Source organism: Polaromonas sp. P2_G11 (genome assembly GCF_056403595.1).
On record NZ_JBFUFE010000003.1, the window covers coordinates 176,460 to 188,012 of the forward strand.

9 protein-coding genes are annotated in these 11,553 nt (G+C 63.0%); all 9 read right to left on the bottom strand.

Features of this window, described 5'->3' with window-relative positions; translation table 11 throughout:
• Positions 1 to 50: 50 nt before the first annotated feature.
• The 9 genes from AC1DWQ_RS11540 to fdhF all read right to left on the bottom strand — a co-directional run bounded on the left by AC1DWQ_RS11540 (position 51) and on the right by fdhF (position 11,519).
• Positions 51 to 3,020, bottom strand: coding sequence for a formate dehydrogenase subunit alpha (locus AC1DWQ_RS11540; protein WP_477669773.1), 2,970 nt, complete (start codon positions 3,018 to 3,020; stop codon positions 51 to 53).
• Positions 3,021 to 3,083: 63 nt separating this feature from the next.
• Positions 3,084 to 3,290 (bottom strand): formate dehydrogenase, encoded by a 207-nt coding sequence (locus tag AC1DWQ_RS11545; protein WP_457279600.1) that lies wholly within the window; start codon positions 3,288 to 3,290, stop codon positions 3,084 to 3,086.
• 205 nt (positions 3,291 to 3,495) lie between these two features.
• Complete coding sequence (locus AC1DWQ_RS11550; protein WP_477669774.1) at positions 3,496 to 4,113, bottom strand: TorD/DmsD family molecular chaperone; 618 nt, start codon at positions 4,111 to 4,113, stop codon at positions 3,496 to 3,498.
• 22 nt (positions 4,114 to 4,135) lie between these two features.
• A complete protein-coding gene (locus AC1DWQ_RS11555; RefSeq protein ID WP_477669775.1) occupies positions 4,136 to 6,271 on the bottom strand; it encodes a 4Fe-4S binding protein in 2,136 nt (711 codons plus the stop codon).
• The gene (locus AC1DWQ_RS11560; RefSeq protein WP_477669776.1) at positions 6,201 to 6,944 is read right to left on the bottom strand and encodes a DUF3306 domain-containing protein; all 744 of its coding nucleotides are present in this window, start codon (positions 6,942 to 6,944) and stop codon (positions 6,201 to 6,203) included. Before AC1DWQ_RS11560 ends, AC1DWQ_RS11555 begins: the two co-directional genes overlap by 71 nt.
• Positions 6,937 to 7,524: a DUF3305 domain-containing protein gene (locus AC1DWQ_RS11565; RefSeq protein ID WP_477669777.1), complete on the bottom strand. Its 588-nt coding sequence runs from the start codon at positions 7,522 to 7,524 to the stop codon at positions 6,937 to 6,939. Before AC1DWQ_RS11565 ends, AC1DWQ_RS11560 begins: the two co-directional genes overlap by 8 nt.
• A 53-nt stretch (positions 7,525 to 7,577) precedes the next feature.
• On the bottom strand, positions 7,578 to 7,802 hold the full coding sequence (locus AC1DWQ_RS11570) for a formate dehydrogenase subunit delta (RefSeq protein WP_477669778.1): 225 nt from the start codon (positions 7,800 to 7,802) through the stop codon (positions 7,578 to 7,580).
• A complete protein-coding gene (fdhD, locus tag AC1DWQ_RS11575; RefSeq protein ID WP_477669779.1) occupies positions 7,799 to 8,623 on the bottom strand; it encodes a formate dehydrogenase accessory sulfurtransferase FdhD in 825 nt (274 codons plus the stop codon). Before fdhD ends, AC1DWQ_RS11570 begins: the two co-directional genes overlap by 4 nt.
• Positions 8,610 to 11,519, bottom strand: a complete 2,910-nt coding sequence (fdhF, locus tag AC1DWQ_RS11580; protein WP_477669780.1) for a formate dehydrogenase subunit alpha — start codon at positions 11,517 to 11,519, stop codon at positions 8,610 to 8,612. The genes fdhD and fdhF overlap by 14 nt, the downstream gene beginning before the upstream one ends.
• Between the last annotated feature and the right edge of the window lie 34 nt (positions 11,520 to 11,553).

The window sequence follows — 11,553 nt, forward strand, 5'->3', positions numbered from 1 at the left end:
CCCCTCGGGGGGCAGCGCATTACACGAAGTGAAAAGCGTGGGGGTCATGTTTATGCCCTTTCGACGTTGCAGACCGTCGTTTTTGTTTCTTGCATCATCGTGACGCTGTCGTAGCCGTATGTTGTTGCCGTGTTGATTGCCTCGCCGCGCACAACCGGTGCCGCGCCATTCGGGTAGTACGCCAGCATGTCGGCGCCTTGCCAGCGGCCCGAGAAGTGGAAAGGCATGAACACGGTGTCAGGCCCCACGCGCTCGGTCACCAGGGCCTGCACATTGAGGCGTGCGCCGGTGGGGGTGCTGACCCAGGCGCGTTCGCCGTTGCGTATGCCTTTTTCGGCTGCGACCTTGGGGTTGATCTCGATGAACATCTCCTGCTGCAGTTCGGCCAGCCAGGGGTTGGAGCGGGTTTCTTCGCCGCCGCCTTCATATTCCACCAGCCGACCGGAGGTCATGACCAACGGGAATTTCTCATGCACCTTGTCGGCGATGTTCTTTTGCTGGATGGTTTTGTACAGCGTGGGCAGGCGCCAGAAGGCTTTCTTGTCGTCGTGCGTCGGGTACTTGGCCATGAGGTCGGCCCGGTTGCCGTAAAGCGGCTCGCGGTGCTGCGGAATGGCGTCGGGGAAGTTCCAGACCACGGCGCGCGCCTTGGCATTGCCGAAGGGATGGCAGCCATGGTTCTTCATGACAACGCGGATGATGCCGCCCGATGAGTCGGTCTTCCAGTTCTTGCCTTCGGCGGCGGTTTTCTCGGCATCGGTCAGCTCGTCCCACCAGCCGAGTTTTTTGACCAGCAGGTGGTCGAACTCGGGGTAGCCGGTCTGGATGTCGGCACCCTTGGAATGGGATCCGTCTTCTGCCAGCAGGTTTTTGCCTTCGCGTTCCACGCCGAAGTTGGCGCGGAAGTTACCGCCGCCTTCCATCACATGTTTGGAGGTGTCATACAGGTTGGGCGAGCCCGGGTGTTTCATCTCGGGCGTGCCGTAGCAGGGCCATGGCAGGCCGAAGTAATCGCCCGTGGTGTCGTAGCCGGTTGCCTTGTCAACGCCGCCTTTGGACTTGAGGGTCTTGACGTCGAACAGGTGCATGTTGCGCATGTGCGCCTTGAGGCGCTCCGGGCTCTGGCCGGTGTAGCCGATGGTCCAGCAGGTCTTGTTGATCTCGCGCAGGATGTCTTCGGGCACGGGCTCGTCCATGCCCTTGACCTTTTGCATCTTGTAGTTCTTGGAAAGCTCTCTGGCAAAGCCGAGCTTTTCGGCGAACTGGTGCATGATCATGTGGTCGGTACGGCTCTCCCAGAGCGGCTCGATCACTTTTTCGCGCCACTGGATGGAACGGTTGGAAGCCGTCACCGAGCCGCTGGTTTCAAACTGCGTGGCGGCCGGCAGCAAATACACCGCGCGGTTGGGGTTGAGGTCTTCGGCCTTGCCGGGCATGGCCGCCATGGCGGCGGTGGCCGATGGATACGGATCCACCACCACCAGCAGGTCCAGCTTGTCCATCGCGCGTTTCATTTCCAGGCCGCGCGTCTGTGAGTTGGGCGCGTGGCCCCAGAAGAAGACGCCGCGCAGGTTGGAGTCCTGGTCGATGAATTCGTTTTTCTCCATCACGCCGTCGATCCAGCGCGAGACCGTGATGCCGGGTTTTCCCATCATGGCGGCGGAGGCATAACGCCCCTTGATCCAGTCGAACTCGACGCCCCAGATCTTTGCGAAGTGCTTCCAGGAGCCCTCGGCCAGGCCGTAGTAGCCGGGCAGCGAATCGGGGTTGGGGCCGACGTCGGTGGCGCCCTGCACGTTGTCGTGACCGCGGAAGATGTTGGTACCGCCGCCGGAAACACCGACATTGCCCAGCGCCAGCTGCAGGATGCACGAAGCACGAACCATGGCGTTGCCGATGGTGTGCTGGGTCTGGCCCATGCACCAGACGATGGTGGACGGCCGGTTCTTGGCCATCATCTCAGCAGCCATGTAGACACGCGCCTCAGGCACGCCACAGGCTTCTTCCACCTTGTCGGGCGTCCATTTGGCCAGCACGTCTTCCTTGACCTTGTCCATGCCGTAGACACGGTCGTTGATGTACTTCTTGTCTTCCCAGCCGTTCTTGAAGATGTGATACAGCATGCCGAACAGGAAGGGGATGTCGGAGCCGGAGCGGATGCGGATGTATTCGTCGGCCTTGGCGGCAGTGCGGGTAAAGCGCGGATCGACCACGATCATCTTGCAGCCGGTTTCCTTGGCGTGCAGCATGTGCAGCAGGCTGACGGGGTGGGCCTCGGCCGCGTTGGAGCCGATGTACAGGGCGACCTTGCTGTTTTGCATGTCGTTGTACGAATTGGTCATGGCGCCGTAGCCCCAGGTGTTGGCGACGCCGGCCACCGTGGTGGAGTGGCAGATGCGGGCCTGGTGGTCGCAGTTGTTGCTGCCCCACAGGCTCATCCACTTGCGCAGCAGGTAGGCCTGCTCGTTGTTGTGTTTGGACGACCCCACCACATACACCGAGTCAGGGCCGCTGGCCTTGCGCAGCTCCAGCATGCGGTCGGTGATTTCCTTCAGGGCGACGTCCCAGCTGATGCGCTCGTATTTTCCGTTCACCAGCTTCATCGGATAGCGCAGGCGGTATTCGCCGTGGCCGTGCTCGCGCAGGGCAGCGCCCTTGGCGCAATGGGCCCCAAGGTTGATGGGCGAATCAAACACCGGCTCCTGGCGGACCCAGACGCCGTTCTCTACTACGGCGTCGACCGCACAGCCGACAGAGCAATGGCTGCAGACGGTGCGCTTGACTTCGATCTTTCCCGTGCCGTCGCCAGCGCCCGGTGTGGCGGCCTTGGCCTTTTTGACCAGGGTTAATTGCGTAGCGGCCAGGCCGACGCCGACACCCAGGCCGGAGCGGCGCAGGAAGGCGCGGCGGTCCATGGTGGGCAGCGCATTGGACAGGCCCCGCGACAGGCTTTGCACAAAGCGCGCGGAACCCGCGCGATGCACGGGATGGACATCAGAAGATTTTTTCGTGAGCAGCATGAAGCTCTCCGTAGAAGGTGAAATCGGGGGGGCCGGTCGGGCGGAACTGGAAGCCAGGGCTATCTAGATGCGGGTGGTCTTGTAGTAGCGCTTGACGTGTTCCGAGAGGCTGTAGCCGCCGCCTTTTTCAGGGGCCGGCTTGGGCTCTGGAAGCTCGGCTTGAAGCGCAGGTGCGCCGGGCAACGCGACGATGGCCGCGGCTGCCGCGCCTGTGGCGGCTGCGCCGAAAAAGAATCCCCTGCGTGAGGGTTTTGGCTGGCTGTCCTGCATGGTGATCTCCAGGGGAAGGCTTGCTGGCTATGTAACCGTTTGCATAGTACTGTAAGGCAGAGCGCTGCGCACCACAATGGTTAGCGCCGCTCAACGTCCAAGTCTAGGGAAAACGATAGGCGATCTTATTGTCAGACTCGGCGGCTCTGGCCGGCTGGCCATTCAAAAGCTGTCTCATTTTGAGAAAAAAAAGTTCATGCATCCCTCAGGCCAGCATGTCGAAGCCCTGCGCCTCAACGCTGATGAAGGTCTGGGTAAAGGCCGCGAGCGCGGCATAAAAACGCGCCTTGGGATGCGCCGTGATGGCATCGCACATCAGCGGCACCCAGGGCTGGACATGACGCGCGAAAAATTCTCGCTGGCGTGTCAAATTGGCTACCTCGACATCGTCGCCGGCGATCAGGTAGCGCATGACTTCGCACAGGTAGGCCACATGGTCTTCGGTCTCGGGCATGGTCTCGTCACGTGCCAGGCCTAACGCGGCGATGTCGGTGCGCAAGGCCGCCAACGGCTTCTCATTGAGGAAACCGCTGAGGTAGTGCGAACCAAAGAGGTACACCTCGGGTTTGCCGACGCCGCCGAACAGGGCGTCGTGTTCGCGAGTGATGTCGGCCAGGCTGTGTGCGCGGGCGGCTGCGACGAGTTCGCCCCACGAACTTTCGAGCAAGCCTCCTGCGGCGGGTGCCTCAGTCACGGCAACGCGGAGGTTTTCATGCAACTCTGCGGAGGGTGCCGAATAGTAAAGCGCGGCCAGCAAGCCATAGACTTCGGCCCGCGCGGTTTCTTCGTCCAGGGTAGAGGCGGTAAGTTGGGCTTGCGTCATGGTGGCGTCTGGTTCTTTGGGCTCACCGGATGTCGGTGATCTTGAGCTCGTTGTCGGCGGAATAAATGTCGATGACGCGGCAGTCACTGCACATCTTGAGGCGGTCGGCGGCCGCACCCTGGAACATCGCGTGCCCCGCGAGCTTGCCGAGCATGGACTCGATGGCCTTGAGCGTGCCGAAGGGTTTGCTGCAGCGTATGCACTGGTAGGGCTGGCTCTCGTTGAGCACGCGCGCCTCTTTGCGTAGCGGTGTGAGCAACAGGCGCGGCTGCAGCGTGATGGCATCCTCAGGGCATGTGGTGGCGCACAGGCCGCACTGCACGCAGTTTTTTTCGATGAACTTGAGCTGGGGGCGGTCCGGGTTGTCTTGCAGTGCGCTGGCGGGGCAGGCGCTCACGCAGCTCAGGCACAGCGTGCAGGTGTCGGCGTTGACGGTCAGGCTGCCGAAGGGCGAGCCTTTGGCGGGCAGCGCGATCGCCTCGGGCAAGGCGGCGGGCGCCTGGCCCATGAGGTGGTCCAGCGCCATGTCGAGCGTGCTGCGCTTTTCCTGCGCCACAGCAAAACGCGCCGCAGGGGCGGGCACTGTGGGACGGCCTCGCGCCAGCGCCTGAAGGCTGGCATCGAGCCCGGCCACGGCGTCAGCGCCTTCGCCGGCGTGCATCAGATGAAAGTGAACGCCCGCATAGCCCAGGCCATTGAGCAGAGTTTGCGCGACCCGCATTTGATCCGCCAGGCCTTCGAGGTAAGCAGGCGCCTCTTCGCGCGTCACCAGCACGGCGACCTGGGACGCACCAAAGGCAATGGCGCTGAGCCACAAATCCAGGCCCACGCTGGCCGTGTGCCACAACGCCTGCGGGATCACATTGGCCGGAACGCCCCGCACGGTTTTTTGCAGCCGCGCAGTGCGGCCCAGAGCCTCGACCGCCTGCTGGCCGCTGTCCTGGCTGTGAAACAGCAGCACCGGTTGCGTGCCGCCGGCTTTGGCATATGCCGACAGCAGGGTCTTGATGCGCACGCCCTGCTCACTGGCACGCGGGTAGGCGTAAGTGAGCGCCCCCGTCGGGCACACGGTGGTGCAGGCGCCGCAGCCCACGCAGAGATTGGGGTTGACGACGATCTGCTGCCTGCTTTTCTCGCTGCTAACGGCACCTGCCGAGCAAATGTCGATGCAGGCATTGCAGCCCACGGTTTCATTGCGGCTGTGGGCGCAGAGCTTTTGCTTGTAGGCGAAGAATTTGGGCTTTTCAAACTCGCCGACCATGTCGCGCAGCTTGACCACCGTGGCCAGCAGGCCGGGTGAGGCCAGGCCGGCGGATACATTCAGGGCAAAGTAGCCTTGGGGTGGCGCGTGCAGCGCGACCAGGGGTTTAGCAGCAAGGTCGAGCACCAGGTCAAACGCTTCCGCGAGTGTTTGCGATGCGCGGTTGAAGTCAATGGCACCGGCCACCTTGCATACGGCTACGCAATCACGGTGGGATGTGCATTTGGCTGCATCGACCTGGTAGCTCAGGTCGATGGCGCCTTCGGGGCACACGGCGACGCAGGCATTGCATCGTGTGCAAAGGTCCAGGTCGATAGCGTTGGTCTTGTCCCAGCTGGCCTCAAACGCACCCAGCCAGCCTTTGAGCGCGAGCCGCTCACCGCTGATCACAGGATATTTGCGTTCTTGCGAGGGAAACCCGGCCTGCGCCTGGGACGAAACGCCCTGGGCGAAGATGGTCACGTCCAGCGTGTCGGCCACAAGCGCCGCCACCTGCTCTGCCTGGTCGAGTGCGCCCACGATGAGCAGGCGCCCGGCGCTTTTGTAGGTGACGGTGGACACCGGTTCGGCGTCCGGCAGGTGGGCCGCGGCCAGCAGGGCCGCGATTTTCGGCGTGGCGCCGGCGGCGTCTTTGCTCCAGCCGCCGGTCTCGCGGATATTGACGAACTTCACCACCGAGGTGACGCCCTGGGTCTGCTCGCCCACTTCGGCAAACAGCCGCTTCTCCTGGGTGCAGGCTACGACAACATCGTCGCCGGACTGCGCGGCCTTCTGGAAGGCGCCCACCTCGCGGCGGCACAGCGCCGAATGCAGCGTCAGGGTCTCGTTAAGTGCCGTGCCCAGCGCCTGTGGCTGGAGCGGCATGGTCTGGTTGCAGTCGCAAATCAGTGTGGGCATGGTCTTCTTGGCTGGCACCGGCCGGGTCGGGCTGGGATTGGCTGGTTGATAAAGCGCCTGGCGTTTGCGAGGGGGCTATGTCCGGATTTTCATAGGACTGTGCCACGGTTTCGCCCGTGGGGTTATTGGCGCTTTCCCGTGGCAGGTTGACGGGGTCGTCTTGCGGGCCGGCAGCCTTCGCTTGGTCTTCGCCTGCCGCGTCCTCTGCGCTGCTTTTGTTTTTCTCTTTCTCCTTGTCCTCATCGTCATCAAAGAGATTGAGAAACTTCGCACTCGTCATCTGCCGCAGCATGCCCTCGGGGATGGGGTCGGACTTGGAGTAGTCATCGATGTAGATGTCCAGGCCGTCCATCACATTGAAATGCGGGTCGGCAAAGAGCTGCTTCATCGCCGCGTTGCGCACGTCGGGCGTCACATCGCCGGCCATAAAAGGCTTGAAGTCGGAATCTTTGGTGAGCAGCCTGGCGTCGGCCAGCGTGAGCGCTTTCTTTTCCGGCGGATTTTCCGGTGATTTTTGCGCCGGTTCCTGGGGTGTCTGGACTTGCAGGGCGGGCGCGTTGGCATCCGTTGCCGGTGGTGCAGCCACAACCGGTTCTTCCAGTGGTTTGCCCATCACAGCGTCGGCCTTGCGGCGGGACCATCGCCCCAAAAAGCCCTTCGGTTCGTCAGCCATGCTGGCCTCCGCCGGCTTTCTTTTCCGTGCTGACCCGCGCCGGATTACCGAAGCGGTCCGTCAGCGGCTTAAAGCTCTGCGGGCGCTGCCGGCGCTTGGCCTCCAGCACGTAATGCTGGTCCACAAACTGCTGCAGCCACTGCACGACCTGCGGCGGCGCGGGCACCTGCTCCACCGTTTCCTGCGCATCCAGCCACCGCCCGGCATCGTGGTAACTCAAGGTGACGATCTGCGGAATCGCGATGGGTTCATCGGCCAGCAGGGCCTCTTCTTCCATGCGCCAGACCACCCAGAAGCAGGGCTGCCCGGTGCTGGCATTGAGGTAGTAGCCTTCGGCGTCGTCGGTGAAAAGCTCGACCTTGAAGCCGGGGTGCAGCCAGCGCTCTTCGCGCTCGTCTTTCAGCAAGAGGCGCGGCGCGGCGCCAAAGGCGTCTTCGTGGGGGACGATGTCGGCCAGTTCCCAGCGCCAGGGCTGCCAGCGGTTGTCGATGCGCTCGCGGCGCATGACAACGGCGACCGCGGTGCACGGGCGGTGCAGCATGGCATCTGTTTCAGGGGACTGCAGCAGGAAATCCGACATGCCCGCAGTGTACGGCGGGCAAATAAGGCGCTTGTAATAACCTCAATAACCTTCTAAATCAGTAGGGAGCGGTGCTCCAGCGCGGCACGGCGCACCACGTCGCTGATCCCTTCGCCGCCATGGCTCTCGATCAGCTCCAGCAGCGCCTTGCGCATCCGCGGGTCCCAGAATTTCTTGAGGTGCATGGCCAGTTCCTGCAGGGCTTCCGTGCGGTCAGGCATGGTTTCAAAGAATGCGCCGATCTGGTTGACCATGCGGATCAGGTTGTCGTTGTTCACAGGATGTACTCCAGGTTGACACGCTCCTTGTGGCTGTACACGGAAAGATCCTCCCCGCGCACAAAACCCAGAAGCGCCACGCCGGCGGTTTGCGCCACATCAATCGCCAGACCCGTCACGCCCGACACGGCCGCCAGCAACGTCACGCCGGCCATGGCTGTTTTGTGCACCATCTCGTAGCTGGCGCGGCTGGTGACGACGATAAAACCCGCATCGGCCCCTACGCCGTTCATGCGGCGGCGCTGCAGCGCGCCAATCAGCTTGTCCAGCGCGTTGTGCCTGCCGACGTCTTCGCGCAGCACCACGATATCGCCTTCGGCATTGCACCAGGCGGCCGCGTGGGTGGCACCGGTGGCGCTGAGCAGCAATTGCTGCTCGCGCAGGTTGATCAGGGCGCGGGTGATGGCGCCCGCTTCAAACTCCCCGCCGCCCTGCACGCGCGGCGGCAGGCGCACCGCATGCTCGAGGCTTTCCGTACCGCACAGGCCGCAGCCGGTGCGGCCGGTCATGCTGCGGCGACGGTCTTTCAAACGCGCAAAGCACGATGCCGCAATGGTCAGGTGCAGCGTCTCCCCTTGCTCACTGCTGGTCTGTTCAATGTCGTGAATCTGCGTGTAGTCGTCCACGATGCCTTCGGTGACGGAAAAGCCGAAGGCAAAGTCTTCGAGGTCGGAGGGGCTGGCCAGCATCACGGCGTGCGAGATGCCGTTGTACTCCAGCGCCACAGGCACCTCTTCGGCTACCCAGTCCGACCGGTCAAACGGGCGATGTGCCCGCACCCCCGTCACAGGGGCTTCACGGCAACCTTCAACCACCTGCATGAGCTGCCTCCGCTGCACCGGCAAGCGGACCGCCCGCCGGTTGTGACGCCGCATCCAGCAACTGCAGTTGCTGCTTGTTGAAGCGCGAGTAGGATTTTTGCCATTCCGACGGCTGCGCCACCGGCATAACCTGCACCGCAGTGACCTTGTATTCCGGGCAGTTGGTGGCCCAGTCGGAGCTGTCGGTGGTGATGACGTTGGCGCCCGATTCGGGGAAGTGGAAGGTGGTGTAGACCACGCCCGGCTGCATGCGTTCGGTGATCACTGCACGCAATACCGTTTGCCCGGCACGGCTTTCAATGCCCACCCAGTCGTCAGGCTTGATGCCCCGGTCTTCCGCGTCGTGCGGATGAATCTCCAGCCGGTCTTCGCTGTGCCACTGGTTGTTGTCGGTGCGGCGCGTCTGGGCGCCGACGTTGTACTGCGACAGGATGCGGCCGGTGGTGAGCAGCAGCGGGAATTTGCGCGTGACCTTTTCATCCGTGGCGACGTACTGCGTGATGATGAAGCGGCCTTTGCCGCGCACAAACTTGTCCTTATGCATGAACTCGGTGCCGAGCTCTGCCGTGTCTTCGTTGCAAGGCCACTGCACGCTGCCGTGCTTTTCGATCTTGGCAAAGGTCACGCCGCGAAAAGTCGGCGTCAGCGCCGCGATCTCGGCCATGATGTCGCGCGGATGCACGTACTTCATCGGATAGCCCAGCGCATTGGACAGCTTGACGGTGACTTCCCAGTCGGCCAGCCCCGCCTTGGGCGGCATGACCTTGCGCACGCGCGAGATGCGCCGCTCGGCATTGGTGAAGGTGCCGTCTTTTTCCAGGAAGGAAGAACCAGGCAAAAACACATGCGCGTACTTGGCGGTTTCGTTCAGGAAGATGTCCTGCACCACGATGCATTCCATCGAGGTGAGGGCCTTGGCCACGTGCTGGGTGTCGGGGTCGGACTGCACGATGTCTTCGCCCTGGCAATACAGGCCCAGGAAGCTGCCGGCCACGGCCGCGTCAAACATGTTCGGGATGCGCAGGCCGGGCTCTTCGTTCAGCGTCACGCCCCAGGCTGTTTCGAATTCGGCGCGCACCGTGCTGTCGGACACATGGCGGTAGCCCGGCAGTTCATGCGGGAAAGAACCCATGTCGCAGGCGCCCTGCACATTGTTCTGGCCGCGCAGCGGGTTCACACCCACACCTTCGCGGCCCACATTGCCGGTGGCCATGGCCAGGTTGGCAATGCCCATGACCATGGTCGATCCCTGTGCGTGCTCCGTCACGCCCAGGCCGTAGTAAATGGCAGCATTGCCGCCTGTGGCGTAGAGGCGGGCGGCTGCGCGAACGTCTGCCGCGGGCACGCCGGTGACGGCTTCCATGGCTTCAGGAGAATTGTCGGGGCGGGCCACAAACTCGCGCCATTCGCGGAATGACTTTTCGTCGCAGCGCTCGGCAATATAGTCGCCGGCCAGCAGGCCTTCCGTCACCACCACATGGGCCAGCGACGAGATCATGGCCACGTTGGTGCCGGGTCGCAACTGCAGGTGAAACTCAGCCTCCACGTGCGGGGAACGCACGATGTCGATCTGGCGCGGATCCACCACGATCAGCCGTGCGCCTTCTCGCAGGCGCTTTTTCATGCGCGAGGCAAACACCGGGTGGCCGTCGGTCGGGTTGGCGCCGATGATCAGGATCACGTCGGCCTTTTCAACCGACTTGAAGGTCTGTGTGCCGGCGGAGGTGCCATAGGTCTGGCTCAGTCCGTAACCGGTGGGCGAGTGGCAGACGCGGGCGCAGGTGTCGACATTGTTGTTGCCGAAAGCGGCGCGCACCAGCTTTTGCACCAGGTAGGTTTCTTCGTTGGTGCAGCGCGACGAGGTGATGCCGCCAATCGAATCCTTGCCGTGCTCGGCCTGGATGCGGCGGAACTCGCTCGCGGCGTAGTTGATGGCCTCGTCCCAGCTCACTTCCTGCCACGGGTCGCTGATGTTTTTGCGGATCATGGGCTTGGTGATGCGGTCCTTGTGGGTGGCGTAGCCCCAGGCAAAACGGCCCTTGACGCAGGCGTGGCCTTCGTTGGCTTTGCCGTCTTTCCACGGCACCATGCGCACCACTTCATTGCCCTTCATCTCGGCCTTGAAGGCACAACCCACGCCGCAGTAAGCGCAGGTGGTGATCTTGTTGTGCTCGGGCTGGCCCAGCATGATGACGGTTTTTTCTTGCAGCGTGGCGGTGGGGCAGGCCTCGACGCAGGCGCCGCAGCTCACGCATTCGGATTCCATGAAGGGCTGGTCTTGTCCCGGCGACACGCGCGACTCAAAGCCGCGGCCGCTGATGGTCAGTGCAAACGTACCCTGGGTTTCTTCGCAGGCGCGCACGCAACGGTTGCACACAATGCATTTGGAGGCGTCGTAGCTGAAGTAGGGGTTGGAATTGTCGATTGCCGGCTTGCTCTCGTTGCGGAAATGGTTGGCGCCCTCCATGCCGTAACGTACTTCGCGCAGCCCGGTCACGCCGGCCATGTCCTGCAGCTCACAGTTGCCGTTGGCCGAACAGGTCAGGCAGTCCAAGGGGTGATCAGAGATGTAGAGCTCCATCACGCCCTTGCGCAGCTCTTGCAGGCGCGGCGACTGGGTACGCACCTTCATGCCGGCTTCTGCCGGTGTGGTGCAAGAGGCCGGAAAGCCCTTGCGTCCATCAATTTCAACCATGCACAAGCGGCAGGAGCCAAAAGGCTCCAGACTGTCGGTGGCGCACAGCTTGGGCACCTGGATGCCTGCATCGACCGCGGCGCGCATGAGCGAAGTGCCTGCGGGAACCGTGACGCTTTCGCCGTCGATCTCCAGCGTGACTTCCTGGGTGGACTCGCGTTTGGGGGTGCCGTAATCGGTTTCTTTGAGGTGTTCGAGCATGGGGGTCTCCTGTGCGTCTTGTTGGGGTGCTGCC